Raw genomic sequence first — 24,650 nt, 5'->3', positions numbered from 1 at the left:
TGAGACACGTGAAGATCGCACGCTACAGCTACCAGGGCGCCATCGCGTTCGGCATCGTTGACGAGCACGAACTGGTCGTGCTTACCAGTGACCCGATGTTCGCCGGATTCGACACGACCGGCGACCGGGTCGCCCTCGCCGACGTGAAGATGCTCGCGCCGGTGATTCCGCGGTCGAAGATCGTTGCGATGGTCTCGGCCGAGGCGTTCGTGGTGCGGCCGAACACCGCCGTCGTCGGCCCCGGCGACGCCATCGTGCTGCCGGCCGCGTCGGAGCAGATCGAGGCCGACGGCCAGCTCGCCATCATCATCGGCAAGATCGCCAAGAACGTTTCGCCAGCGGATGCTTTGAGCCGCGTCTTCGGCTACACCGTCGCGACGGTCGTCACCGCGGCCAGCCTCGCTTCGGGTGTAGCGGGCGCCTTCGACACGTTTTTGCCGCTCGGTCCGGTCATCGAGACTGAATTCGATGAGGCGTCATCAGCGCTGCGCGGGCTTATCAACGACGAGGAATTTCAGGCGGTCGCGCTCGACGATGACGACCGCATGACCGAGGACACGGTTTCTGCCCTGGTCGCGTTCGCCTCGAGCGTGTTCACGCTGTTGCCCGGTGATGTGATCCTGCCCGGACGCCTGGACACGCCCGCGGCCGTCGTCGATGGCGACACGATCACGATGGCGATCGCGGGCATCGGCTCGCTGGTGAACCCGGTGGTGCGCCCGGCCTGACCCGTGAGCGGGCACCAAGATCCAGGCAAAGGCCCGGATCCGGGCGCCGGACTCAGTCGGTGGCGTCGGGGAACCAGATCCTGACCTGGTTCGACGCCGTGTTCAGCAGGGCGATCGCCTCATCCCGGTTCACCCGGGCGACGAGCATTGCGCTCAGGGACAGGGAGGCCAGGGTGCGCACGCGCTCGTCGACGGCTTCCGACGCTGACGCTGACGGTGCCGCGGCCGATTCGAGTGCGTGCCTGAGCGCATCGGTCAACTCGATGCGGTATCCCTCCACGACGGCGCGAGTCGGCTCGTCGTGCGCGGCGAGGCCGGCGGCGCAATTGACCAGAAGGCATCCGGTCTGCGCTGAGTCGGGGGCCTGCGTGACCGTTGCGCGGGCGAGGCCGGCGAAGTACTCGAGCAGGGCTGAGGAATCGCGGGGGCCCGCTCGCAATCCGGCCAGCCGCGGCCGGATAACGGTCTCCAGATAGTCGGTGACCGCGGCGTCGAAGAGCCCGCGTTTGCTCCCGAACGCGTGGTACAGGCTGGACCGCCCGACGCCCGTGGCCGCCTCCAGCTCGGCCAGGGATGCGCCGTCGAACCCCTTGTCCCAGAACAGGTTTCGCGCAGCCTGCACGACCACTCCGCTGTCAAAGGTCTGCAGCCGCCCCATGTTCGCTCCTTGAATCCTGTCCGACGATCGGACAATTTTGTGCACCGATGAGTCTACTATATAGTAAAACGATCGTTCTAGAACTAGCAGAGGAGCCGACCATGGCGTCAAATACCGTCAGTACCCAGATCCAGCTCGTGAACCGTCCCGTCGGCTGGCCGACGGATGCGGACTTCCGCACCGTGACCGTCGACCTGCCGGAGCTTGCGGCCGGCCAGATTCGAGTCGCGAATGAATTCATCTCCGTCGACCCGTACATGCGTGGCCGGATGAACGATGTGAAGCGCTACATACCGCCGTTCGTGCTCGGTGAGACCATGACCGGCGCGGCTGTCGGCCGCGTCATCGCCTCCGCAAACGAGGCGTTCGCCATCGGCGACGTCGTCACCCATCAGTACGGCTGGCGTGACCTGGTGCAGGAGGACGCCGCCGGCTTCAGGGTCGTTTCCGAGCTCCCCGGCGTTCCGGCCTCCGCTTACCTCGGCGTGCTCGGCATGACCGCCCTGACCGCCTACGTCGGCCTGCTCGAAATCGCGGGGCTCCAAGAAGGCGACACCGTGTTCGTCTCCGGCGCAGCTGGCGCGGTCGGCAGCATGGTCGGCCAGATCGCCCGACTCAAGGGCGCCAAGCGCGTCATCGGCTCCGCCGGATCGCCCGAGAAGGTCGCGCTGCTCACCAGCAAGTACGGCTTCGACGCCGCGTTCAACTACAAGGACGGTTCGATCACGGACCAGCTCGCCGTCGCAGCGCCAGACGGCATCGACGTGTACTTCGACAACGTCGGCGGTGAGCACCTCGAGGCAGCCCTGGCCTCCTTCAACGACGGCGGCCGCGCGGCCTTGTGCGGCGCTATTTCCTTGTACAACAGCACGGATGCCCCGGCCGGCCCGAACAACCTGTCCAACATCGTCACCCGCGGCCTGACCCTCAGGGGATTCACCATCGGCAACTACTGGGCCCACCTCCCGGCATTCTCCGCCGAGATGACCGCCTGGCTGGACTCCGGTGAGATCGTCTTCGACGAGACCGTCGTCGACGGCGTCGAGAACAGTGTCGACGCGTTCCTCGGCCTCATGCGCGGCGAGAACACCGGCAAAATGGTCGTTCGCACGGGAGGGCTCATCCCGACCCTATGATTCGAATCACCCCGCACAATTCCACGAACGACTTCACTGAAAACGGAGACACTATGACCCACGTACTTTTCGTCGTCAGCGCCGCTGACCACTGGACACTCAACGACGGCAGCCAGCACCCCACCGGATACTGGGCAGAGGAGCTCGCTGAGCCGCACCGCCTGTTCACTGCGGCCGGCTGGCAGATCAGCATCGCCACACCGGGCGGCGTGGCTCCGACAATCGATGCGGTCAGCCTCCGTGCCGATGCGGCCGGGGGAGAGAACCGTGCAGCACAGATCATCGACTACATCGGAACCATCTCCAGCCAGCTCGATGAACCGCTCAGCCTCGACGACATCACCGTGGCCGACTACGACGTGGTGTTCTACCCGGGCGGTCACGGCCCGATGGAAGACCTCGCTGTGGACGCCGACTCTGGGCGCATCCTCACCGAATCTCTCGACACCGGCCGCATCCTCGGCGTGCTCTGCCACGCCCCGGCCGCCCTGCTCGCTGCTCAGCGTGCCGACGACAGCTGGCCGTTCACCGGCTACCGGATGACCGGCTTCACCGACGCCGAAGAGGTTCTCGGCGGACTGGCTCCGAAGGCTCCGTGGCTGGTGCAGAGCCGCCTGGTCGAACTGGGCGCCGACTTCATCGCCGGCGAATCATTCGCTCCGCACATGGAGATCGACCGCAACCTCTACACCGGTCAGAACCCGGCCTCATCGGGCGCCCTCGCCGAGGCGATTATTGCGGCCGTCGCCGAGAAAGCATAACGGCGGGCGACGTCGGGCCCAGGGGCTCGACGTCGCCGACAGCGAACGTACGCCCAGCGTTGCCTGGCGGTACCTAGCCGCGGCGCAGCGCGTCCAGCACGTCGTCCACGTCGTCCCGATCATTCCAGAGATGGAACGCCACGCGGGCTCGACCGGCGCGGCCAGAGGCGGTGATTCCGGCGGCGGCGAGGCCAGCGAGGTCGCGGCCACCGGCATCCGGCCAGCTGACGATGGCCTGATCAAGCCGAGGTAAGCCGAGACCGTCACTCAGGGCGTCACCGAGCCCCGCAGCGTGGGCGCGCACTTCGGTCATATCCAGACGGCGGAACAGGTCGATGGCCGGTTCGGCACCGACCCAGGCTGGCCAGGCCGGCGATACGTCGAACCGGCGGGCCTCGGCAGCAAGCGCCATCGCCGGACCGTAGCAGGATGCCCACAGGTCGTCTCCCGCATACCATCCGGCATTGATCGGGTGCAGTTGTGCGGCGAAAGTCTCGGCGACCGTGAAGAACGCAACGCCGCGCGGGGCGCAGAGCCACTTGTAGCTGTGGCAGATGGTGGCGTCGAACTGGGAGGCGTCGACCGGCATCCACCCGGCGGCCTGGGTGGTGTCGCAGAGTGTGAAGGTACCTGTTACACGTGCGGCGGCCCGGATGGCGTCGCTGTCGGCGACAGTTCCGGTGGCGGACTGCACGAGCGAGAACGCGACCAGCCATGTGTTCGCGGTGAGACTTGAGGCCAGATCGGCGAGGGGGACCTGCCGCACTGTCACTCCGCGGTGCGCCTGGGCCAGAAACGGGAACACCATCGAGCTGAAGTCACCGAGGGGCAGCACCACTTCGGCGCCGTCGGGCAGGCTCGCGGCGATCAGGCCGGCCATGACTGAGGTCTGCGAGCCGATCGCCACCCTGTGGGGTGTGACGTTCACCAGATCGGCGTACCCGACGCGTACGCGCTCGACGACCTCACCGTAGCGGGAGGCGCAGGCCTGGCCGCCGGCCCAGGCCTCGGTATCGGCGCGCATCGCGGCGATCGTGTCGATCGTGGGCAGTCCGAGGGTGCAGGCGGCGAGGTAGCCGCGGCCCGAGGTGTAGCGGGCGCGGGCTTCGATGAGGGTTACCGTGCTCGTGCTCGTGTCAGCGGTCTTGCCGGCGCCCGGGTTGGTGGCCGGTTTGGCGGTGGGGCTGCTGGTGCTCGTTGCTGCGGGGCTCATGTTTCTAGTGTGACCATCGAGAATTCATGCGACAACGGCCAGTATCCGATGTATTGCATAACCAAGAATTATGATTGAGTACATGATCCATTTGCCCGGCGAGAGCCCCGACATCGGCGCCAACGCACTGAGGGTCGTGGGGGCGGTGCACGAATTCAGGTCCATCACCGCCGCGGCCGCCGCCCTCGGCTACAGCCAGCCGGCAGTGAGCCAGCAGCTCAAACGGCTCGAGAAGCGGCTCGGGCTCGCCGTGGTCGAACGTGTCGGCCGTGGAGTGCGACTGACCGAGGCCGGCCTCGTATTGGCGCGGCACGCCGTGACCGTGGCCACAGCGCTCGATGCAGCCGCGGGGGAGATTGCCGAGCTGCAGGGGCTGCGCACCGGGCTGGTGCGTCTCGTGGCCTTCCCGTCGGCATCCGCTACCCTCGTGCCGAGCCTGCTGGCGCGCATGAAGCAGCAGCATGCCCAGATCAGCATCACCTATCTCGAGGCCGAACCGCCGGAGGCCGTCGCCGCCGTGCGCGAGAATCGGGCCGACCTGGCCATCACGTTCAGCTACCCGGGCGACCGCGTGGATCCGCACCGGGAGAGCGCCCAGGGGCTGCGGGTGGCGACCCTGCGGCGAGACGAGATGATGCTGGTGCTGCCGGCCGGGCATCCGCTGGCCGGTGCTGCCGCACCGATCGACCTCGGCGACCTCGCCGACGAGAACTGGGTGGCCGGGTGCCCGCGCTGCCGCGGCCACCTGCTCGACCTGTGCGATCGCCGCGGATTCGCCCCGCGCATCACCTATGAGACTGACAACGCCGCCGCCGTGTTCGGCCTGGTCGAGGCCGGCATCGGGGTCGCGCTGCTTCCTGCCCTCGCGATCGAGTCGGTCGGCCGGCGCGCGGGCGCCTCTATCCGGGCCACATCCGGGCAGGACCATCGCACCCTGCACGCCGTGACAGCTGCCGGAGCCGAGCGTGTACCAGCCCTGGCCGCTGCGCTGCGCGCGCTGGTCGCAATCTCGTCGGTCGTCTAGGCCGCGTGCGCCGGGCCCACCTTACGAAAGCGGGCCCATGCTCGATCATGGGCCCGCTGTCCGGGCCCGGGCCCGGACAGAAGTAGGTCCGGGCTTGCCCAACTAGAATCATGAGTAATGTCTGACACCACTGCACACCCGTTTTCTACCGCCACCGGAACCGACGTTCGCGTGCGGTTCTGCCCCTCGCCGACTGGAACGCCGCACGTCGGCCTCGTCCGCACCGCCATGTTCAACTGGGCTTACGCCCGGCACACCGGCGGCACGATGATCTTCCGCATCGAGGACACCGACGCCGCCCGCGACAGCGAGGAAAGTTTTCTCCAGCTCGTCGAGGCGATGCGCTGGCTCGGGCTCGACTGGGACGAAGGCGTGGATGTCGGCGGCCCCCAGGCGCCGTACCGCCAGTCCGAGCGCTACGACATCTACCGCGGAGTCATCGAGCAGCTCAAGGCGAGCGGCCATATCTACGAGAGTTTCGTCACCGGCGAAGAGATCGAGAAGCGTAACCGCGACCTCGGCCGTGACCCGAAAATGGGCTACGACAACTTCGAGCGCGATCTCACCGAGGAGCAGAAGGCCGCCTACCGGGCGGAGGGCCGCTCCCCGGCACTCCGCCTGCGGGTGCCGGACACCGAGCTCTCCTTCGATGACCTCGTGCGTGGCGAGATCACCTTCCCGGCCGGCTCGTTTAGCGACTTCGTGGTCGTGCGGCCGAACGGGCATCCGCTGTACCCCTTCGTCAACCCGGTCGACGACGCGCTCATGGGCGTCACGCACGTTCTGCGCGGCGAGGACCTGCTCTCGAGCACCCCGCGCCAGATCGCGCTCTACCACGCGCTCATCGACATTGGCGTGACCACCTTCGTGCCGCGCTTCGGTCACCTGCCCTACGTCATGGGCGAGAAGAACAAGAAGCTCAGCAAGCGCGACGCAGAAGCGAACCTGTTTCTGCACCGCGACCGTGGATTCATCCCCGAAGGACTGCTCAACTACCTCGCCCTGCTCGGCTGGTCGCTCTCGCACGACCGCGACGTGTTCACGATCGACGAGTTCACGGCCGCGTTCGACGTCGTCAACGTCAACCCGAACCCGGCCCGGTTCGACCTCAAGAAGGCCGAATCCATCAACGGCGACCAAATTCGCCAGCTCGAAGCGAACGACTTCGCCGCCCGCCTGGTTCCCTATCTGGTGACCGCCGGCGTGCTCGGCGAGACCCCGAGCGCCGCCGACCTGGCCCTGCTCGCCCAGGGCGCACCACTCATCCAGGAACGCATCGCCCTGCTCGGCGAAGCGCCCGCCATGCTCGGTTTTCTCTTCGTAAGCAGCGCCGACCTCATTCTCCAAGCGGATGCCCTCGCCTCCCTCCCGCAGAACGCCGCCGACATTCTCGGCGCAAGTCGTACCGCCCTGGAAGATATTCCTGCAGCGGAATGGACCACCGACCGGGTGCACACGCTGCTCGCCGAGATCCTCATCGAGGGCCTGGGACTCAAGCCGCGTGTTGCTTTCGGACCGCTGCGCGTCGCACTGTCGGGTCGCAAGATCTCCCCGCCGCTGTTCGAGTCGATGGAAATTCTCGGGCAGGCTGAAACTCTGGATCGCCTCGATCGGGCGCTGGCGGTAGTGACGGCCGCCTGACCGCGGGGCCGGAGGGGCTTCGACTCGCCGGGGGACACCTCGGTTTGGCCTCTCCAGCCCAAGTGGGCTAGGCTACTACTCGGCCCGATCTTCGGATTAGGCATTGGGGTATGGTGTAATTGGCAACACGGATGATTCTGGTTCATTTGTTCTTGGTTCGAGTCCAGGTACCCCAGCACTAGCCCCTGAGTTTCCGCGGAAACCAGGGGCATTTCTTGTTTCCAGACACAACGTTCACGCCCCAAAGTGCCTTTGGGTGCCAAAAACGACTTCCAGACGCCGTTTTGGCGGCAGCGATTGCGACTAGCCCGGCCACCTACGTGTCGCTTCGTACGAAGTCGGAATGCCGTATCGCAGCTTAATGGCATGACCGATGACGAAGCAGAAATCATGACCGGGCAACAGGTTGCCTACCTGTTGCAGGTCTCGCCCCGCACGCTCGAGGAGTGGCGTCAGACTCGCACCGGACCGCCGTATCGAGGCATGGGCCGTCATGTGAGATATATGCGCCGCGAGGTTCTCGCCTGGCGAATGCCGCCTTCGAGGCGTGGCGTACGGACATCCGCTCGGGCAGGTCGACCGTGCTGATCAGCGACTCGAACGAGACGGTCGCAGCGCTCAACGTGCGCGCTCGCACGAAACTGCTCCTGGAGGGCCGTGTCGATGCGCTGCACGAGGTCGCCCTGCACGACGGAACCCGCGCCGCCGTCGGTGACACGGTCATCACCCGCCGCAACGATCGGCGGCTGTATGCGTCCCGAAGCTGGGTGCGCAATGGCGACCGGTGGGCCGTGATCGGCCGTGGTCGAAACGGTCCCGTCGAGGTGCGGCGGCAGAGTCGGCGGTGGGGGAGCACGGTGCTGCTGCCCGCGTCGTACGTCGCTCAGCATGTCGAGCTGGGCTATGCGATCACGTCTCACAGGGCGCAGGGGATCACGACCGACACCGCGCACGTCGTCGTCGCGCCGAGCATGCCGCGCGAGAACCTCTACGTCGCGATGACGCGGGGACGCGAGGCGAATACCGCCTACGTCGCCGTCGACCGGCCCGACGTCGCCCACGTGGGGCTGCGGCCGGGTGACGCTGCGGGCGCGACGGCGCGCAGCATCCTCTGTGGCATTTTGCAGCACGTCGGCGCCGAGCTGTCCGCGCACGAGACGCTGGCGGCTGAGCAGGATGCCTGGGGATCGGTGGCGCAACTCGCAGCGGAGTACGAGACCCTCGCGGCGGCCGCGCAGCACGACCGGTGGGCTTCTCTCGTGCGAGCGAGCGGTCTCTCGCCTGGACAAGCCTCGGACGTGGTCAATTCGGATGCGTTCGGCCCGTTGACCGCGGAGCTGCGGCGAGCCGAGGCTCACTACGTCGACGTGGCGACTCTGTTGCCGCGGGTCGTTGCGGCGCGTGGGTTCGAAGATGCGCGGGACATCGCGGCTGTGCTGCGGGCCCGGGTCGCGGCGGTCGTGTCGCGGGATTCCGGTGCAGGTCGCACGCGCCGAACGCCGCGGCTCCTCGCCGGGTTGATTCCGCGTGCGCTCGGGCCGATGGATGCTGCCATGCACCAGGCACTGGTCGAGCGCGTCGACCTGATCGAGGCGCGTGCGGCCGCTGTGCTTGACCAGGCGCTGCTGGCGGGGGAGCCGTGGACTCGAGCGCTCGGTGCTGCGCCGCGAGGGTCTGCCGCCACCGCGTGGCACCAAAACGGATGCGCCGTCGCGGCCTACCGAGACCGCTACGCCATCATCGATGCGAAGCCGCTCGGCGCCGCACCACAGTCGACGGCCCAGAAGCTCGATGCGGCTCGTGCCCATGCTGCGCTCGTCGCGGCGCAGCGGCTGGCGGAAGATCACGCTTACGTTGCGCCCCGATCAGCTGTCGTTCCGCGCCTTGCACGGTAGCTCACCAGACAGTGGCCGACAGTTTCGAAACCACGTGATGATGCACTCACCCGACGTCGCGCCGAGCGCATCAACTCTGGCTTGGCAATGACTTACGAGGTGCTCGCGGTCTCAGCGCCGTCGTTCTTCCGATTAGGTCTTGGCGGGCGCTCCAAGCTGCACCGAGAGCTCCGCCGCGACGCGGGCAGCCAGTACTCCAGCCTCATTGAGGTGAGTTCCCAGTCTCGTCTTGGGAGCGCTGACGTTGATAGCGGCAATGATATTGCGTCGAAAATCGAAGACCGGTGCCGAGACCCCCACGACGCCCTTCTCAAATTCCTCGTCGACGGTGGCGTAGCCACGTTGACGGATGTGCGCCACTTCGCGCTTCAAACTCTCAAAATCGGTGACGAGGGGTACGCCCTGTGATTCGCGTGATGTCGCTTCGGCTGTGTCGCTGTACATCAGCAGCGGTGTGACTGGCCCCAACACCGGTTCATCATGTCCGTGCGCTTCATACCAGCGCCGAAGATCGTCCTCGGCCCAATCGCTTACGAGCACTCGTCCTGACGACGTGCGCCAGGCGGCCGTACTGACACCCTCCCAGCCGAGTCCGCGAAAGGCATACTCGCTGAGTTCACTCGCCAACGTCAGCACGCTCCCCCCGCGCAAGACACACAGGTGGGTGGTCTCATGAGTCGCCGTGACCATCCGTCGAAGGTACGGCACGGATGCCCGCACGAGCCGAGACTCTAACGTGCGCGCTGCAAGCGCGTAGAGCTGGTAACCCAGACGGTAGTTTTGCGTGACTTCGTCGCGGGAGACCAAACCGACCTCGGCAAGAGTCGCCAAAGTGCGCGACACGAGTCCCTTGTCGCGTCCGGCCAACTGGGCCACACGAAGAACTCCAAGCCCACCAGAGGAGTCAGCTTCTGGAGAACCGAGAATCTCTAGAAGCTCGAGATCCCGACGTAATCCAGCGGAATTCCGCCGTAGGGCTGCTTTGGGTGTGCCAGGATCCGAGCCGCTGAACGTGGTCATCATGGTTGCAGACTAGTTCATAGTTGCCATATGCACAACAACGGTTGTGCAAAAGGGCACGATCTCGTAGTCTCGCTTTATTCCACCGCGATTCAGTTGAATCGCGGTTCACGCAGAGTTGAGTGAAGGAGGACGCGCCCGTGACTTTAGACCTGAACGGACTGTTGACGTTCTGGGCACGCCGATGGGACGACATCCTGGAGTTGCTCGGCGAACACCTTGCCGTTGTGGCCGTGGCCCTCGTGATCGCCATGGTGATCGGTGTCGGAGTGGGGATGTTGGTGTGGGATAAGCCCCTACCTCGCTCCGCCGTCATCACCGCTGCCGGCGTGGCCCTCACCATCCCGTCGCTCGCGCTGCTTGCCCTGCTGATTCCCGCAGTTGGCCTGGGCTGGACGCCGACCGTGATCGCCCTCGTTATGTACTCGCTGCTGCCCATCGTGCGCAATACGGTCGTGGGCCTTCGCGAGGTTTCTCCAGCGATTATGGAATCCGCCCTGGGCATGGGTATGACGCCATTCACGGTGCTGGTCCGCGTGCAGCTTCCGATGGCATGGCCAATCATTCTCACCGGGGTGCGCGTGGCCGCCCAACTCACGATCGGCGTCGCTGCAATTGCGGCCTACGTAGCCGGCCCCGGCCTAGGCCAATTCATCTTTCAGGGCCTCAGCTCGCTCGGTTCCAAGAACGCCCTCAACTTCGCTCTCACCGGAACACTCGGTGTGGTGCTTCTCGCCCTCGTCGTCGATGCCGCCTTCGTGGCCATCACCCGTTCAACCACCTCAAGGGGACTCCGTGCCTAAACAACCCAACACCGCCCTGCTGCAGATTGCCGGCAAAACTAGTGGTGCGCTCATCGAACTCAACAATGTCACCAAGCAGTACGCCAACCAGCCTGTCGCCGCAGTTCAGAACTTCTCGATGACCGCGCAGCCCGGCGAACTGATCATGTTCGTGGGGCCGAGCGGATGCGGCAAAACCACCACCATGAAGATGGTCAACCGCATCATCGAACCCACCAGCGGCTCCATCTCGATTGACGGCCGTGATGTGCTCTCCCTTGACCCAAGTGAACTTCGCCGCCACATCGGCTATGTCATCCAGCAGATCGGGCTGTTTCCGCACATGACCATCGCCGAGAACATCGGCGTTGTGCCCAAGCTCCTCAACTGGAGCAAAGAGAAGACCAGCAGCAGGGTGGACGAACTGCTCAGTACGGTCGGCCTCGAACCCGGCGACTTCGCGCACCGCTACCCCAAGCAGCTCTCCGGCGGACAGCAGCAGCGCGTGGGCGTGGCTCGTGCCTTGGCCGCCGACCCGCCGGTGATGCTTATGGACGAACCGTTCGGCGCGACCGACCCGATCACCCGGGAGAAGCTACAGGCCGAGTTTCTGCGCCTGCAAGCTTCGATCGGCAAGACGATCATCTTCGTCACGCACGACTTCGACGAGGCCGTGCGTCTCGGCGACCGCATTGCCGTGCTCAGCAACCGCAGTCAGATTGAACAATTCGATACCCCGGCGAACATTCTCTCGAACCCCGCCAACGACTACGTTTCTTCGTTTATCGGCTTGGGCGCTGCGATTAAACGTCTCGTCCTCATCCCCGTGACCGCAGCTCGACTCGGTCCCGCAAACGCCGCGGCCGGTGGAGGGCCCACGGTCCGTACGACCGATTCCCTGCGCGATGCCCTGGATTCCCTCGTGCTGTCGGGACTTCCGGCACTGGCCGTAGTCGATGAGCTGAACAAAGCAGTCGGTTCGATCAGTGTTGACCAGATTTCTGGCGTGCTCGGCGCCGAGGTGCCCGTTCTCAGTCCCGCTGCGGAGGTGTGACGTGGTCTTCCCGACCGCCACGAGCGCGGTCCCGACAGTGCTGCGCCGCAAGGCCAGGCGCAGCGATGGAATCTGGTCTACCAAGCGGTTCCTTACCCCTACTTTGGTGCTGCTCGTGCTCGTCGTGCTCTTTCTCTGGCTGTCGAGCCTGACGCTCGACTCGATCGAGTTGCGCACCCTCAACCTGGATTACATCGTCGCCCGGGTGCGCGAACATCTCGGGCTCACGGTGGTTGCATCCGCTCTCGTAGCCGTGCTGGCCATCCCCACGGGTATCTTGCTGAGCCGCACCCGCTCGCGTGTGCTCAAGGCGACCGTGCTCGGCATCGCCAACGTGGGCCAGGCCACCCCGGCGGTCGGTGTCATCATTCTGCTGGCCATCATCTGGCAGACCGGGTATCTCACGGCCCTCGTCGGGCTCGTCGTCTATTCGTTCCTGCCGGTGCTGCGCAACACCATGATCGGCCTGCAGCAGGTCGACGAAAACGTGCGAGAGTCCGCGTTCGGCATGGGCATGACCCAGAACCAGGTGCTGTTCCGCATCGAACTGCCCCTGGCGGTGCCCGTGATCCTCGCGGGACTGCGCACCTCCCTCGTGTTCTGTGTGGGCGTGGCAACTATCGCGACCTTCATCAATGCCGGCGGACTCGGCGACATGATCGTGAATGGCCTCAAGCTCCAGCGCTACCCGGTGCTGGTTACCGGAGCCGTTCTCGTGGCTTGCATCGCGCTGCTCATCGACTGGGTAGCCGCCACCGCCGAGGACGTGCTGCGCCCCCGCGGCACCTGACTTTCAGAATTTCTTTCACAGCAACCCCGATCATCCCTCCATACCCATTCCAGACACGCACCCCGACACCAAGGAGTCACCATGAAGAAACCCACCATCCTGTCATTCCTCGCCCTAACCGCCGTTGGAGCCCTCGCGCTCGCCGGCTGCTCCTCCGGAGGCGGCGTCGCAGCTGACGGAAAGGGTGACGAAGTCGCCGGCCTCACCGGGTCCGTCGGTGCTAAGGACTTTTCGGAGCAGTACATCCTCGCCCACCTCACGAGCGCGCTGCTCAACGCCCACGGCGCGGACACGGATGCCAACACCCAGGTCGTCGGTTCGGCCAACGTGCGCGCGGCCCTCGAAAGCGATGACTTCATGGGCTACTGGGAGTACACCGGCACCTCCTGGATCACCTACAACAACAACACCGCCCCGGTTAAAGGCGAGGAAGCGCAGTTCGAAGCGACCAAGGAGGCCGACGCGGCCAACGGCATCGCTTGGCTTGACCCGGCCCCCCTCAACAACACCTACGCTTTCGCGATTCGCGCCGACAAGGCCGATGAACTCGGAGTGAAGACCCTCAGCGACATCGCCGATCTGCCCATCGACGAGCAGACGTTCTGCATCGAGAGCGAATTCTCCACCCGGGACGACGGATGGCCCGGGCTCAAGACCGCCTACGGCCTCGACGTGCCGGACTCCAATGTGGCTTTGCTCGACACCGGCGTCATCTATACGGCCACCGAAAAGGGCGACGACTGCAACTTCGGCGAGGTGTTCCAGACCGACGGCCGCATCACCGCACTCGACCTGGTGGTGCTCGGAGACGACCTCGAGTTCTTCCCGGTCTACCAGGGCGCGTTCACACTCAAGCAGAGCACCCTCGATGAATACCCCGGCGTCGCCGAGGTCATGGCTCTGATGAGCGACAAACTCACGACCGAAGAAATGCAGAAGCTCAACGCGCTGGCCGACGTTGACGGCGAAGACCCCGAAGACATCGCCAACGACTGGCTGACCGAACAGGGCCTGATCTGATGACGCAGGCCCTCCAGATCGGCGAGAGCTTCATCGGCGAAGGAGTGAACGCCGCCCACGTCAACACGGTCTTCGGTCCCCGCGAAGGTCCGGCGGGGGTGGCCTGGGCAACCGCCCTTGCCACCCCGAGCGCGGGGCACGTTCCCTTCGTCACCGTGCTGCGCCCTTCCCTGCCGGTCAAACCGCTCACCCTGTTCGTGACCAAGGCCGCTCCGGCAACGGATGCCCACGGCCTGCTGATCTGGGGACCGGCGCAGGCCGGCATCGCGGCCGGGGTCGCCGAAGCCCTGGCTGACGGCACCATCTCGCGGCAACAGGCCGACAGCCACGTGATCATTGCCGCCGTGTGGGTGAACCCGGGCGCCGACGACGCCGAAGCCGTCTACGCCCACAACCGCCTCTCCGTGCACACCGCGCTCGTCAACGGTGCGGCCGGCCTGCCGAGCACGGACGCCGTGATCGCAGCCCGCGACAGCCCGTCAAACCCGTTCTTCACGCCCGCGAACGCCGCGGCTCCGGCACCAACCCTCTCGGGAGCGTCCACATGAAGATCACGGCTATCCGTCTCGTCCGCTTGAATCTGCCACTCGATCCGCCATTCTCGGCGGCCTGGGACCCCGTTCCGCGGCGCGACTTTCCCGCCACCCTCGTGCAGGTCGAAACGGATGCCGGACTGATCGGCGTCGGCTCCGGCGACACCATGGACGGTTTCGAAGCCTACGAAGACCTTTTCATCGGAACCGACCCACTACAGATCCTCAATCAGGTGCGCCGCATCGAGACGATCAACTTTCACGGCGGCCGCTATTGGCCGCTCGAAGCTGCGCTGTGGGACATCATCGGGCAGGTCGCCGGGTTACCGGTCAGCGTGCTCTTTGGCGGGGCGCGGGACCGACTCACCGCGTATGCATCATGCGGCGAGCTGAAACCGCCCGGCGCCCGAGCCGAATCGGCGCTCGCGGCCCGGGAACGCGGCTTCAAGGCGATGAAGATTCGCATTGCCCGCGACAGCATCACCGAGGGCATCGCCGCAGTGCGGGCCACGCGCGAAGCGGTTGGCCCCGACTTCGACATCATGGTCGACCTCAACCAGATGTGGCGTATGAGTGGCGATATCGAGGCAGCCCTGCCGCTGGCCCGGGTACGTCGCATCGCCGCCGAGCTGCAGGAGCTCGGTGTGCTCTGGCTCGAGGAACCGCTGCCGCAGGCCGACGTCGTCGGTGCCCGGCGCATCCGTTCGGAAACCGGTATTCAGATCGCTGCGGGCGAAATGGTGCGCAGCATGGGGGAGATGAACGCCCTCATCGAAGCGGATGCCTACGACATCTACCAGCCCGACGTCGCCCTCTCTGTGGGCATGTACCGGGCGAGGCAGGTTGCCGAATCTGCCAACCTCCGGCACCGCATGTTCACGCCGCACACCTGGAGCAACGGTCTGGGACTGCTCGCCAACCTGCACGTCGCCGCCGGAGTAGATGCCGGGCCGTACCTGGAGTTTCCTTACGACCCGCCCGGCTGGACGCCCGCACGCCGCGACTTCTTTATGATCCCGCTCGACATCAACGCATCCGGCGAACTGGTCGTGCCATCCCTGCCCGGGCTGGGCGCGCAGATCGACCGGGACGCAGTAAAGAGGTACACCGTATGACCACAGTCTTGGGCGCCGCCGATTCGATCTCCAAGGGGGTCTGGGTCTCCCGGGCCGCGGCACTGAAACCCGAGACCCGGCTGTTCATCGACGGCGCGTTTCGGCCCGCCCACGACGGCGCCACCTTCGACAGCTTCTCCCCGCGCGACGGCCGCCTGCTCTGCACGGTCAGTGCTGCAGGCGTTGCGGATGTCGACGACGCGGTTCGCGCCGCGGCCAGCGCTTTCGAGCGCGGCGTCTGGAGCCGAGCCGACCGACGCGAGCGGGCCCGGGTGCTCACCCGCCTCAGTGATCTGATGCTCGAGAACCTCGACGAACTCGCCCTGCTCGAATCCATCGATTCCGGGCATCCCATCGGGGACGCCCGCCGGGTCGATGTGCCCCAGGCCGCCCGCACAGTGCGCTGGTACGCGGAGGCGATCGACAAGATCTACGACGAAATAGCTCCCACACCCCAGTCGGCTCTAGCCCTCATCACGAGGGAACCGCTCGGCGTGGTTGGCGCGGTGGTGCCGTGGAACTACCCCCTCATCATCACAGCGTGGAAGATCGCGCCGGCGCTTGCAGCCGGCAACTCGGTCGTACTGAAACCGGCCGAACTGACGAGCCTGTCGGCGCTGAAACTCGCCGAGCTCGCGGCCGAAGCGGGAATCCCCGCCGGTGTTTTCAACGTTGTTCCCGGGCTCGGTCCGGTGGCCGGGCAGGCCCTCGGGCGGCATCCGCTTGTGGACAAGATCACCTTCACCGGCTCACCTGCCGTCGGACGTGGTTTTCTCACCTACTCCGGTGAATCGAACGGCAAGCAGGTGGCCCTCGAGCTCGGCGGTAAGTCGGCCCAGGTCGTGCTCGCCGACACTGAGAACCTCGCCGCATGCGCCGAATCGGTCGCGTGGGGAATCTTCTACAACGCCGGGCAAACTTGCCACGGCGGTAGCCGCCTCATCGTGGACGAACGTGTGCACGACGAACTCGTCGATCGGGTGGTCGCGGTGGGGCGCACGCTTGTGCTGGGGGATCCGCTTGACGAGGCCACACAGATCGGCACGATCGCGAGCGCGAAACAGCTTGAACGCGTGCTCGGCTACACCGACATCGCGCGCGCCGAGGGCGCCGACGTGCACGGCGGCGGAAGGGTGCGGCCCGAAGGACTCACCGACGGCTACTACGTGGAGCCCACCGTCTTCGACGGCGTCGACAATACCGGTCGCATCGGTCAGGAAGAGATTTTCGGCCCGGCGCTAGCAGTTACGACGGTGCGCGGCGCAGCCGAGGCCGTGCGCGTGGCCAACGACAGCCCCTACGGGCTCGCCGCGAGCGTCTGGACCAGCAACATTACCACCGCCCACGCCGCCGCCCGCGAACTGCGCGCCGGCACCGTTTGGGTGAACACCTTCGACGCCTCCGACATCATCACGCCGTTCGGCGGTTTCAAGAACTCGGGCAGCGGGCGCGACCGGTCGCTGCACGCCTTCGACGCCTACACCGCGCTCAAAACCACCTGGATCAATCTGGGTGAATCCACCCTCCCCACCGACTAACCCGACCACCACAGATTGAATTGAGAGAACTGTTATGACCGCTACTCCGTCGACGCGAGTCGGCTTCATTGGCCTCGGCAACATGGGCTCCGGCATGACCCACAACCTCCAAAAGGCGGGCTACGCACTGGTCGTGAACGACATTCGTCGTGAATCAGCTGCCGCGCTGCTCGAAAACGGCGCCATCTGGGCTGACACCCCCGCGGAGGTGGCCGCGCAGTCCGACGTCGTGATCACGATGCTGCCCACTCCGCGGCACGTCGACACCGTCGTCAACGGCAAGAACGGCATCCTCGCCGGCATAGCGGATGGCGGCTGCTGGATCGACATGTCAACCTCCGTTCCCGACGTGGCCAACGGGGTGCGCTTTGACCACGCGGACCGCGGACTGCGTATCTTGGACGCCCCGGTCAGCGGAATGTCGGTCGGTGCTGCCTCGGGCATGTTGCAGATTTTTGTTGGCGGTTCCTCGGACGACTTCGAGGAGTTGCTGCCGATCTTTAAGGCGATGGGAGATCCGGAGCGAATCTTGCACGTTGGTGCCGCCGGAACCGGCTACGCCGTGAAACTCATGATCAACCAGCTGTGGTTCTCGCACCTTGTCGCCACGGCGGAGGTGCTCAGCATCGGCGTCAAAGCCGGAGTCGACCTCGGCGTTCTGCGCGCCTCGCTCATCGCGAGCCCCGCCAACAGCAACTTCGTGCAGCACGACGTACTGTCAATCCTCGGCGACGGCGACTACGACGAGGGCTTCTCCATCGCCCTCGCCTGCAAAGACCTCGGGCTCTCTATCGACCTGGCCCGCTCAGTGGGAGTACCCGCCGAACTCAGCGGCCTCGTGGAACAGATCTACCGCCGTGCCCGCGCCCAATACGGTGACTCCGCAGGGGAGATGAGCCCAGTGCGACTCTATGAAGACCTCAGCGGAATCAACCTGCGCCTGAACGATTCCACCCCGTCGAGCCCCGCCGACGTAGTCGCTGCCGTCGCAGCGGCCGAGGAAGCTGCCGAAGTGTCCGCGAATGCCGCCGTCGCCGCGTCGGTGGCGGCATCCGCTGCCGCATCGGCCGTGGCGTCATCCGTCAACGCCGATCTGGCCTCCGCATGAGCGCCACCCGCCCGACGGATGCAGCCATGTCCGCGACCGGACTCGCCCCGCTGCCCCGGCCGCTGAGCGACATCTCGCTCGTGCTCGACCCGAAGCCGATCGCGCACTTCGGCCGTGGCACCGTCACCGAGGTCGGCCGTATCACTGCGGCCAGCGGGGTGACGCACGCGCTTGTCGTCACAGACCCGTTTCTCGCCACCAGCCCTGTTGTCGCAGCTGTGCGGGAGGCCCTCGAATCAGCGGGGCTCACCGTCACCGTGTACGGCGGGGTCACCCCGAACCCGACGACGACGTGCGTCGACGAAGGCAGTGATCTCGCGGCATCCGCTGGAGCTGATGGAATCGTCGCCGTGGGCGGAGGATCGTCGATGGACGCCGCCAAGGGCATCGCCCTTGGTGCCCGCAACCCGCAGCGCGGCATCGGCCTCGACTACACCAGCACATTCGCCCACCCGGCACTGCCGATCGTCGCGGTGCCCACCACCGCGGGCACCGGCGCCGAGGTGAACGCCTTCGGCGTGATCACCGATGTCGCCAGTCACCGCAAGTTCTACGTGGGTCACGACAGTGCGCTCGCCCGGGCGGCCGTACTCGACCCCGACCTCACCGTCGGCCTGCCGGCCGGCGCGACCGCCGCCACCGGCATGGACGCCCTCACCCACGCGCTCGAGTCCTACCTGTCCGTGCGCGCCAACCCGTATAGCGACGGCATCGCCCTACAGGTCATCGCCACCGTCGCCGAGTTTCTGCCCCGCGCCGTCGACGACGGAACCGACATCGAGGCCCGCGCGGAGCTGCTGCTCGCCAGCCACGTGGCCGGAGTGGGTTTCTCGCACACGGGGCTCGGACTCGTGCACGGCATCGCGCATCCGCTTGGCGGACAGTTCAATATTCCGCACGGACTCGCGCTCTGCATCGTGATCGAGGGTGTGCTGCGTTTCAACCTCGTCGCGCGCGCGGCCCGAATCGCTCGGGTGGCTTTCGCGCTCGGCGTCGGACGCACCGACGTGTCCGAGGCCGAGAACGCGCAGCGCGCCATCGAGGCCATCGCCGCGCTGGCCGTGAGGGTCGGCATGACCGGCCCGCTCTCGAAATTCGGAGTCACCGACGGTGATCTGGCATCGCTCGCCGCCGACACCCTCGCCGACAGTGTCACCGTTAACAATCCCATCCAGCCCACCGTCGATGACGTGGTGCGCATTCTGAAGGAATCCCTGTGACCACCACGACCGAAACCCCGCAACGCGCCGGTGTAACCCGCGCCGACGAACTGGCGCTCCTCGCGAGCCTGCCCACCGGCCTGTTCATCGGCGGGGAGTGGCGAGCTGCGAGTGATGGAGGCACCTTCGACGTTTGCGACCCCTCGACCGGTGACGTTCTGGTTCAGGTAGCGGATGCGACGCCGCAAGACGGCCTCGCGGCGCTGGCGGCGGCATCCGCTGCCCAGAAGGGGTGGGCAAAGACTGCGCCGCGTGTGCGCGCCGAGATATTGCGCGCTGCATTCGAAGCGGTAACCGCTCGGGCCGACGACTTTGCCCTGCTGATGACGCTCGAGATGGGCAAGCCGCTCGCTGAGGCCCGCGGTGAGGTGAGCTACGGCGCCGAATTTCTGCGCTGGTTCTCGGAGGAGACTGCCCGCATTTCGGGCCGGTTCGCGGTCGCGCCCGACGGTCGAAGCCGCCTGATGGTGACCAGGCGCGCGGTCGGGCCGTGCCTGTTCATCACGCCATGGAATTTTCCGCTGGCCATGGCCACGCGCAAGATCGCCCCGGCGATTGCGGCGGGCTGCACGATGGTGCTGAAACCCGCCGCGCTCACGCCTCTTAGCGCGCTGCTCTTTGCCCAGGTGCTGCAGGAGTGCGGGCTGCCGTCCGGGGTGCTCAACGTGGTGCAGACCACGAGCGCCGGTGCCGTAACTGGGCCGCTGATCACGGACGCCCGGCTGCGCAAACTGTCGTTCACCGGATCTACCCCGGTGGGGATCAACCTGTTGAAAGCTGCAGCTGACCAGGTGCTGCGGGTGTCCATGGAGCTTGGCGGTAACGCTCCGTTCATTGTCTTCGAGGATGCTGATCTCGATGCCGCCGTCGACGGCGCGATGGTTGCGAAACTGCGTAATGGCGGTGAGGCTTGTACCGCGGCGAACCGCCTACTGGTGCAGGAATCCATCGCGGGGGAGTTCACACAACGCTTGGTAGAGCGGATGCGCGCCCACACCGTCGGCCGCGGCACCGAGCCCGCCACGCTGCTCGGACCGCTCGTCGACGAGGCCACCCGTGCCAAGGTGCACGAGCTCGTGACCGACGCCCAAAGCGAGGGGGCGGCTCTCGCACTGGGCGGCGCTTACATCGACGGCCCCGGGTATTTCTACGAGGCGACCGTGCTGACGGATGTCCCCGCCTCCGCACGCATCATGCGCGAAGAGGTCTTCGGTCCCGTCGCGCCGATCATCACCTTCAAGACCGAAGCGGAGGCGATCGCGTTGGCCAACGACACCGAGTTCGGTCTGGTCGGGTACGTCTTCACTCTCGATCTCAATCGGGCCCTGCGATTGTCGGAAGAGCTGGAGGTAGGCATGCTCGGTGTGAATACGGGCATTGTCTCGAATCCGGCCGCACCCTTTGGTGGAGTCAAGCAGTCGGGGCTGGGCAGGGAGGGTGGTTTCGAGGGCATCGAAGAATACCTGGAAACACGCTATGTGGGTATCGCTGACCCGTTTGGAGCCGCAAACTAGACCTTGGGCGCATCGAGGGCTTCGATGCGCCCATCAGGCACGTCTGAACCCTTACAGCCGTCCGCGACCGAGCGAACACACGCGGAAGGAACGCCTGTCACCATCGGCGTCCGAAATGTGGGTGAAAAGCCGAGACCAGCCTAATGTTGCCCGCCCGAGGCCCGGTGGGGCAGGAGACGGCACGCAAATTCTGCCTTGGCATATGCGGGCTGGCGGCAGCAGACGATCGCGGGCGAGCAGGCCGCCTGGGGCCGCACGGCGGCCACGCAGCCCGACTGATGAGTGTCGGTGCTGAGGGCGGGCGATCCGTGTCTGGGGGCTTTCCTCCATAAGTATCCGGTTCTACAGTGATGGTCGGCAACCTCTATAACGCGCTGTCGCTCGTTGCGATGGAATGACTTTCAGTCCTTCAGGTTCTTGTTGCCGAACATCTGAAAGGCCGCGCCATGTTCGAACTCATTCTGGCCGCCACCGCCCGCAGTTACTTCTTCCTGCGCCGGTTCATGCCGACCGCCATCGTGATCGACGCCATCAATACGCGGCGTGGGCTGAAGTGGGGCGTGCCTGCGATGCTGCTAGCGTTCCCGTATGCGTTCGCTGCAATCTATTGCCGAGCTCAGGTAGATGACGGTGGTTCCGGTTGGCTGAACCTGCTCGTGATTTTGTGTCTTTGGGATACCTTGAAGCTTCTTTTGATCGGGCCGATCAGCCTGCTGAAGTTGATCGCGGTACGCGTTCGCGAAGCAGGGGCACGCCGTCGCACGACCAGGACGCTGCTCGCCGAGGGCGTTGAGCCTCTCGGTGAGCGGATGCTCGCAGGCTGACAACCAGGCCTGACTTGCCCTAGAATATGATTTAGCAGTCATATTTGGAGGTGAGGTTCTCATGGCCGTTTCATCCACTCTCGTGCGGGCCGCTCGTCGGAGCAAACATCTCACGCAGGCGAAGCTGGCAGAGCTCACTGGCATCGATCAGGCCAGCGTCTCCCATCACGAGCGCGGACGAGACGCGGCATACAGCACCGTTGATCGGCTGCTCGCCGGCGCCGGGCACCGCCTCTATGCCGCTCCCACACGTCGAGACGACGCGGCCAGCGCGGCAGAAGCCATTCGTGAATACCTTCGGGTCGACGACGCCGACCGGGCGCTCCGGGCGCTCATCCAGCTCAACGATAACCTCACCGCCGAACACGGACTCGTTCGAGGAATTCTTGGGCTGACGGAGCCCGAACCGACCGGAGATCCCGTATGGGATGCCGCCATCGCGGCTCTCGTGGCGTGGCGGCTCAATGAGGAACAGGTCCCGCTCCCTGGATGGGTGAACAACCCCGATCGCACACTGGCCAAACCTGTCGTCTTCCGCGTCGACCCGGCCGACCCCGCGCCCGAACCCGGTGACGTGCCCAACGAATTCGCCGAACGTGGCATCCTGGCGTGGGCCGACACCTTCGCGAGCGTTTGATGTCAGGTACTGCCCTCGACCGTGGCGACATCATTATCGGTCTGCGTGAGCTTGTTGCCGAACTTCGTGATGCGGGCGAGGTGGCTGGGATTCGGCTCGTCGGCGGAGCCGCACTCGCCCTGCGCTACTTCGACCGGGGCACCACGCAGGACTTAGATGTCCTTCATGTTCATCCCGGCTCGGACGAGTCCGTCGCAGCCGCGGCGGGGCGGGTCGCCTGGCGGCACGGGTGGGATGCGCACTGGCTGAACTTCGAGGTCACGAACGCCGACGCCATCCCCACTCTCGGCCGCGCCGTCGAATGGGAGACGATTTACGATCAGGGCGGCATCGTCATTGAGGTGGCATCAAAAGAGGCGATGCTGGCCATGAAACTCCGAGCAAACCGGCCCGGGCGCGATACCCGCGACATCCGCCTCCTGCTCGCTCTGTGTAATATCTCCACGCTCGAGCGCGCGGAGCAGTTCTACGAGGAGTTCTATCCGGGCGACCTTCTCGTGCCACGGGCAGAGATGATCGTGACGGCAATCCTCAGCGGCGAACCAACACCGGTTCCCCCGTCTCCTGGTCCGGTCGAAATCTGACGCGAGAGCCGACACTCATTGGCCACCACTCGTGAAGGTTTTTGCATTCTCATCTGGCCCCACCGCCCGACCTAGCATGAAACGTTTTTCTCGTCAGCGATGGCAAGAGTGGGCGCGTTGAAAATCTCGTGGAGCCAGCAGTCCGAGAACGGGCGAGCGCCGTCGCACGACGCGAGCGCGACTCGCTGACAGCGGGGGAGCGTTGACTGGCCGGTGCTCGCGACAAGTCGACACTGACAGCACGTCACGGTCGGCGTACCTGTTGATAGCGGCAAGATTGGCTCACACACAGGTCCGCCCACAGTAGGTTCGACAATGACGATTCCGCAGGAGCAGTTCGACGACCTGCTCACCCGTACGGCGCTGGCGGCGCTGTTCTACTATCCGGAGGTCGCTGTCGACGATGACGTGCCCAACTTGCAGAACGACATTGCGTACTGCCTGGAGCCCATCGCCGGGATCGCGGACGAGGACGCCGAACGGCTCCGGGTCGCGATCGGGCGTGTGATCACGAATCCGACGGCACATCGCTCTGGACTCCTTGCTCTGGCCATCGAGCTGGCTCCGCCGCCTGCCGAGTAACGCCGATCATGAACGACCCATCTGAGGAAGCCGCCGGAGCGCCGAAGACGCTGGGCGAGCCTCCGTCTGGCGATGATGCTTCGGAGAAGCGGCGTGAGTATGTGGCGGCGAATCGCGACCGGATTCGCGAGCTGAATCGCCTCTGGCGCTCGGAACACCTCGACCGGGCTCGGGAGCTGAATCGGGACTCGATGCGTCGGGCCGCGGCTCGCCGGTATCGGGAGGCGGAGGTGCGGGCGCGGGGGAGAGAGCGAGCGAAGCGGTGGCGGATGGAGCATCCGGAGCGCCGGCGGGCGTATTAGCAGCGGTGGGTGGCGGAGAATCGCGAGACGGTGCGCGAGTACTACAACCGCTACTACGAGGCCCACCGCGACGAGGTGAGCGCCCGGGCCGCGGCCAGGCGGGATGCGGACCCGGAGCGGACGAAGCCGATCACGCGTGTGTGGGCTGAGCGCAACAAGGAACGCCGGGCTGAGTTGCAGCGCAACCGGCGCAGCGATCCCGAGCTTTACCAGTCCGAGCTGGAGGCGAACGCTGCGGCGCGACGACTGAAGCGCAGCCTGAGTCGGGCCGGTCTCCCGCCGAAGCGCATTAACGTGGCGACTGCGGCCGAGCGTCGGGCCAACGAGCGCGAAGCCGACGCCTATTTCAATGACCCAACGCGGCCCGAGCACCTGCGGCAGTTCACGGTGTTCGCCGAGTCGCTGACCGAGCACATGCTCAAGAACGGCGCCCGCATGCGGGAGTTTACCGTGGCGTACGTATCGTCAAGGGTGCGCATGGGGCTCCCACCAGTGTCGGCGGAGGACATCGTGTATGCCCGGGCCGTTGAGGTCGTTGCAGAGCGGATGCGCCGGGTCGATCTGCTGACCGGCCGCGACGTCGCCGCGGCTGTGCGCAGTACGAAGGCCGAAGTTTTGCGGGAAGAGCGGCGGCAGCAGTTTGAACGACTCGTAAGGACGGTCGTGGTGCAGGTGCACCGCAATAGTGCGCGGTATGGCGTCGAAGCGGCGATGGAGAACCAGGCGAGGGCGAGTAAAGGAAGGCCGCGTGCAGCAGTGGAGTCACTGATTGTCCAGCTCGCGATGCAGGGAGTCGTCGAGCGAGTACCCACGAGCCACCTTACGATCGCGAATGCTCGGAAGGCTGCCCGCGTCGCGAGTCTTCATATCGTGACGGCTGTCTTGGCGCGTCCGGAGACGGTCGAAGATCGGATCCACCGACGGCCCATCGAATAGGGCGCCGGTGGCTTGCTCCACGTCATGTCAGTTGT

General features: G+C 65.7%; 26 protein-coding genes and 1 tRNA gene. 24 read left to right on the top strand and 3 right to left on the bottom strand.

The features are described from left to right. The first annotated feature begins 8 nt into the window (after window positions 1–8). Window positions 9–728, top strand: a complete 720-nt coding sequence (locus E3O45_RS06250) for a fumarylacetoacetate hydrolase family protein (protein ID WP_134442603.1) — start codon at window positions 9–11, stop codon at window positions 726–728. A gap of 52 nt (window positions 729–780) precedes the next feature. Here E3O45_RS06250 and E3O45_RS06245 read toward each other — a convergent pair whose 3' ends face one another. Next, window positions 781–1,386, bottom strand: coding sequence for a TetR/AcrR family transcriptional regulator (locus E3O45_RS06245; protein WP_134442601.1), 606 nt, complete (start codon window positions 1,384–1,386; stop codon window positions 781–783). Between the two features lie 101 nt (window positions 1,387–1,487). Here E3O45_RS06245 and E3O45_RS06240 point away from each other — a divergent pair, with 101 nt between their 5' ends. Together E3O45_RS06240 and E3O45_RS06235 are read left to right on the top strand one after the other, a co-directional pair. Next, on the top strand, window positions 1,488–2,522 hold the full coding sequence (locus E3O45_RS06240; RefSeq protein WP_134442599.1) for an NADP-dependent oxidoreductase: 1,035 nt from the start codon (window positions 1,488–1,490) through the stop codon (window positions 2,520–2,522). Window positions 2,523–2,575: 53 nt separating this feature from the next. Beyond that, window positions 2,576–3,283 (top strand): type 1 glutamine amidotransferase domain-containing protein, encoded by a 708-nt coding sequence (locus tag E3O45_RS06235; RefSeq protein ID WP_134442598.1) that lies wholly within the window; start codon window positions 2,576–2,578, stop codon window positions 3,281–3,283. Between the two features lie 73 nt (window positions 3,284–3,356). Here the strand turns inward: E3O45_RS06235 and E3O45_RS06230 are convergent, their stop codons facing one another. Continuing rightward, window positions 3,357–4,496 carry an aminotransferase class V-fold PLP-dependent enzyme gene (locus tag E3O45_RS06230; RefSeq protein ID WP_134442596.1) on the bottom strand — a complete coding sequence of 380 codons (1,140 nt, stop codon included), beginning with the start codon at window positions 4,494–4,496 and terminating at the stop codon, window positions 3,357–3,359. A gap of 82 nt (window positions 4,497–4,578) precedes the next feature. On the opposite strand from E3O45_RS06230, the gene E3O45_RS06225 reads away from it, so the two are divergent. The 5 genes from E3O45_RS06225 (at window position 4,579) to E3O45_RS06205 (ending at window position 9,056) form a co-directional block, all read left to right on the top strand. Further along, complete coding sequence (locus E3O45_RS06225; protein WP_166789414.1) at window positions 4,579–5,520, top strand: LysR family transcriptional regulator; 942 nt, start codon at window positions 4,579–4,581, stop codon at window positions 5,518–5,520. A gap of 117 nt (window positions 5,521–5,637) precedes the next feature. Further along, the gene (gene gltX / locus E3O45_RS06220; protein ID WP_134442592.1) at window positions 5,638–7,161 is read left to right on the top strand and encodes a glutamate--tRNA ligase; all 1,524 of its coding nucleotides are present in this window, start codon (window positions 5,638–5,640) and stop codon (window positions 7,159–7,161) included. A gap of 104 nt (window positions 7,162–7,265) precedes the next feature. Next, window positions 7,266–7,337, top strand: a tRNA-Gln gene (locus E3O45_RS06215). 190 nt (window positions 7,338–7,527) lie between these two features. Next, entirely contained in the window at window positions 7,528–7,749 is a 222-nt protein-coding gene (locus E3O45_RS06210; RefSeq protein WP_134442590.1) for an AlpA family transcriptional regulator, read from the top strand. Further along, window positions 7,743–9,056 (top strand): TrwC relaxase, encoded by a 1,314-nt coding sequence (locus E3O45_RS06205; RefSeq protein WP_134442588.1) that lies wholly within the window; start codon window positions 7,743–7,745, stop codon window positions 9,054–9,056. The genes E3O45_RS06210 and E3O45_RS06205 overlap by 7 nt, the downstream gene beginning before the upstream one ends. Window positions 9,057–9,188: 132 nt before the next feature. On the opposite strand, the gene E3O45_RS06200 is transcribed toward E3O45_RS06205, so the two are convergent. Beyond that, window positions 9,189–9,932, bottom strand: coding sequence for an IclR family transcriptional regulator (locus E3O45_RS06200; RefSeq protein ID WP_241985244.1), 744 nt, complete (start codon window positions 9,930–9,932; stop codon window positions 9,189–9,191). A gap of 305 nt (window positions 9,933–10,237) precedes the next feature. On the opposite strand from E3O45_RS06200, the gene E3O45_RS06195 reads away from it, so the two are divergent. The 16 genes from E3O45_RS06195 (at window position 10,238) to E3O45_RS06120 (ending at window position 24,615) form a co-directional block, all read left to right on the top strand. Beyond that, complete coding sequence (locus E3O45_RS06195) at window positions 10,238–10,879, top strand: ABC transporter permease (RefSeq protein ID WP_241985251.1); 642 nt, start codon at window positions 10,238–10,240, stop codon at window positions 10,877–10,879. Next, window positions 10,872–11,912 carry an ABC transporter ATP-binding protein gene (locus tag E3O45_RS06190; protein WP_370450319.1) on the top strand — a complete coding sequence of 347 codons (1,041 nt, stop codon included), beginning with the start codon at window positions 10,872–10,874 and terminating at the stop codon, window positions 11,910–11,912. The genes E3O45_RS06195 and E3O45_RS06190 overlap by 8 nt, the downstream gene beginning before the upstream one ends. A gap of 1 nt (window position 11,913) precedes the next feature. Then, window positions 11,914–12,702: an ABC transporter permease gene (locus E3O45_RS06185; protein WP_198418228.1), complete on the top strand. Its 789-nt coding sequence runs from the start codon at window positions 11,914–11,916 to the stop codon at window positions 12,700–12,702. A gap of 81 nt (window positions 12,703–12,783) precedes the next feature. Continuing rightward, on the top strand, window positions 12,784–13,722 hold the full coding sequence (locus tag E3O45_RS06180; RefSeq protein WP_134442584.1) for a glycine betaine ABC transporter substrate-binding protein: 939 nt from the start codon (window positions 12,784–12,786) through the stop codon (window positions 13,720–13,722). Next, window positions 13,722–14,270 carry a formaldehyde-activating enzyme gene (fae, locus tag E3O45_RS06175; protein WP_134442582.1) on the top strand — a complete coding sequence of 183 codons (549 nt, stop codon included), beginning with the start codon at window positions 13,722–13,724 and terminating at the stop codon, window positions 14,268–14,270. The genes E3O45_RS06180 and fae overlap by 1 nt, the downstream gene beginning before the upstream one ends. After that, window positions 14,267–15,370: a mandelate racemase/muconate lactonizing enzyme family protein gene (locus E3O45_RS06170; protein ID WP_134442580.1), complete on the top strand. Its 1,104-nt coding sequence runs from the start codon at window positions 14,267–14,269 to the stop codon at window positions 15,368–15,370. Before fae ends, E3O45_RS06170 begins: the two co-directional genes overlap by 4 nt. Continuing rightward, the gene (locus tag E3O45_RS06165; protein WP_134442579.1) at window positions 15,367–16,908 is read left to right on the top strand and encodes an aldehyde dehydrogenase; all 1,542 of its coding nucleotides are present in this window, start codon (window positions 15,367–15,369) and stop codon (window positions 16,906–16,908) included. The genes E3O45_RS06170 and E3O45_RS06165 overlap by 4 nt, the downstream gene beginning before the upstream one ends. A 34-nt stretch (window positions 16,909–16,942) precedes the next feature. Next, window positions 16,943–18,016, top strand: coding sequence for an NAD(P)-dependent oxidoreductase (locus E3O45_RS06160; RefSeq protein WP_134442578.1), 1,074 nt, complete (start codon window positions 16,943–16,945; stop codon window positions 18,014–18,016). Further along, window positions 18,013–19,236, top strand: coding sequence for an iron-containing alcohol dehydrogenase family protein (locus E3O45_RS06155; protein WP_241985243.1), 1,224 nt, complete (start codon window positions 18,013–18,015; stop codon window positions 19,234–19,236). Before E3O45_RS06160 ends, E3O45_RS06155 begins: the two co-directional genes overlap by 4 nt. After that, window positions 19,233–20,750, top strand: coding sequence for an NAD-dependent succinate-semialdehyde dehydrogenase (locus tag E3O45_RS06150; protein ID WP_174843059.1), 1,518 nt, complete (start codon window positions 19,233–19,235; stop codon window positions 20,748–20,750). Before E3O45_RS06155 ends, E3O45_RS06150 begins: the two co-directional genes overlap by 4 nt. A 446-nt stretch (window positions 20,751–21,196) precedes the next feature. After that, window positions 21,197–21,574 (top strand): sulfate permease, encoded by a 378-nt coding sequence (locus tag E3O45_RS06145; protein ID WP_174843058.1) that lies wholly within the window; start codon window positions 21,197–21,199, stop codon window positions 21,572–21,574. A 61-nt stretch (window positions 21,575–21,635) separates the two neighbouring features. Then, window positions 21,636–22,211: a helix-turn-helix domain-containing protein gene (locus E3O45_RS06140; protein ID WP_134442576.1), complete on the top strand. Its 576-nt coding sequence runs from the start codon at window positions 21,636–21,638 to the stop codon at window positions 22,209–22,211. Further along, on the top strand, window positions 22,211–22,795 hold the full coding sequence (locus E3O45_RS06135; protein ID WP_134442574.1) for a hypothetical protein: 585 nt from the start codon (window positions 22,211–22,213) through the stop codon (window positions 22,793–22,795). Before E3O45_RS06140 ends, E3O45_RS06135 begins: the two co-directional genes overlap by 1 nt. A gap of 315 nt (window positions 22,796–23,110) precedes the next feature. Continuing rightward, window positions 23,111–23,377, top strand: coding sequence for a hypothetical protein (locus tag E3O45_RS06130; RefSeq protein WP_134442572.1), 267 nt, complete (start codon window positions 23,111–23,113; stop codon window positions 23,375–23,377). An 8-nt stretch (window positions 23,378–23,385) separates the two neighbouring features. After that, entirely contained in the window at window positions 23,386–23,679 is a 294-nt protein-coding gene (locus tag E3O45_RS06125) for a hypothetical protein (RefSeq protein ID WP_134442570.1), read from the top strand. 9 nt (window positions 23,680–23,688) lie between these two features. Beyond that, entirely contained in the window at window positions 23,689–24,615 is a 927-nt protein-coding gene (locus E3O45_RS06120; RefSeq protein ID WP_134442568.1) for a hypothetical protein, read from the top strand. The last annotated feature ends 35 nt before the right edge of the window (window positions 24,616–24,650 follow it).

This window comes from Cryobacterium sp. TMS1-20-1 (assembly GCF_004402355.1).
Lineage (GTDB): Bacteria > Actinomycetota > Actinomycetes > Actinomycetales > Microbacteriaceae > Cryobacterium > Cryobacterium levicorallinum.
This window is presented reverse-complemented; position numbering and strand designations above follow the sequence as displayed.

Excerpts from the sequence above, each read along its gene's own strand:
- E3O45_RS06140 (WP_134442576.1), top strand. The coding sequence starts at position 21,636 with ATGGCCGTTTCATCCACTCTCGTGCGGGCCGCTCGTCGGAGCAAACAT.
- E3O45_RS06130 (WP_134442572.1), top strand. The coding sequence starts at position 23,111 with ATGACGATTCCGCAGGAGCAGTTCGACGACCTGCTCACCCGTACGGCG.
- E3O45_RS06230 (WP_134442596.1), bottom strand. The coding sequence starts at position 4,496 with ATGAGCCCCGCAGCAACGAGCACCAGCAGCCCCACCGCCAAACCGGCC.
- E3O45_RS06170 (WP_134442580.1), top strand. The coding sequence starts at position 14,267 with ATGAAGATCACGGCTATCCGTCTCGTCCGCTTGAATCTGCCACTCGAT.
- fae (WP_134442582.1), top strand. The coding sequence starts at position 13,722 with ATGACGCAGGCCCTCCAGATCGGCGAGAGCTTCATCGGCGAAGGAGTG.
- gltX (WP_134442592.1), top strand. The coding sequence starts at position 5,638 with ATGTCTGACACCACTGCACACCCGTTTTCTACCGCCACCGGAACCGAC.
- E3O45_RS06180 (WP_134442584.1), top strand. The coding sequence starts at position 12,784 with ATGAAGAAACCCACCATCCTGTCATTCCTCGCCCTAACCGCCGTTGGA.
- E3O45_RS06155 (WP_241985243.1), top strand. The coding sequence starts at position 18,013 with ATGAGCGCCACCCGCCCGACGGATGCAGCCATGTCCGCGACCGGACTC.
- E3O45_RS06225 (WP_166789414.1), top strand. The coding sequence starts at position 4,579 with ATGATCCATTTGCCCGGCGAGAGCCCCGACATCGGCGCCAACGCACTG.
- E3O45_RS06135 (WP_134442574.1), top strand. The coding sequence starts at position 22,211 with ATGTCAGGTACTGCCCTCGACCGTGGCGACATCATTATCGGTCTGCGT.
- E3O45_RS06235 (WP_134442598.1), top strand. The coding sequence starts at position 2,576 with ATGACCCACGTACTTTTCGTCGTCAGCGCCGCTGACCACTGGACACTC.
- E3O45_RS06160 (WP_134442578.1), top strand. The coding sequence starts at position 16,943 with ATGACCGCTACTCCGTCGACGCGAGTCGGCTTCATTGGCCTCGGCAAC.
- E3O45_RS06165 (WP_134442579.1), top strand. The coding sequence starts at position 15,367 with ATGACCACAGTCTTGGGCGCCGCCGATTCGATCTCCAAGGGGGTCTGG.
- E3O45_RS06145 (WP_174843058.1), top strand. The coding sequence starts at position 21,197 with ATGTTCGAACTCATTCTGGCCGCCACCGCCCGCAGTTACTTCTTCCTG.
- E3O45_RS06210 (WP_134442590.1), top strand. The coding sequence starts at position 7,528 with ATGACCGATGACGAAGCAGAAATCATGACCGGGCAACAGGTTGCCTAC.
- E3O45_RS06245 (WP_134442601.1), bottom strand. The coding sequence starts at position 1,386 with ATGGGGCGGCTGCAGACCTTTGACAGCGGAGTGGTCGTGCAGGCTGCG.
- E3O45_RS06240 (WP_134442599.1), top strand. The coding sequence starts at position 1,488 with ATGGCGTCAAATACCGTCAGTACCCAGATCCAGCTCGTGAACCGTCCC.
- E3O45_RS06125 (WP_134442570.1), top strand. The coding sequence starts at position 23,386 with ATGAACGACCCATCTGAGGAAGCCGCCGGAGCGCCGAAGACGCTGGGC.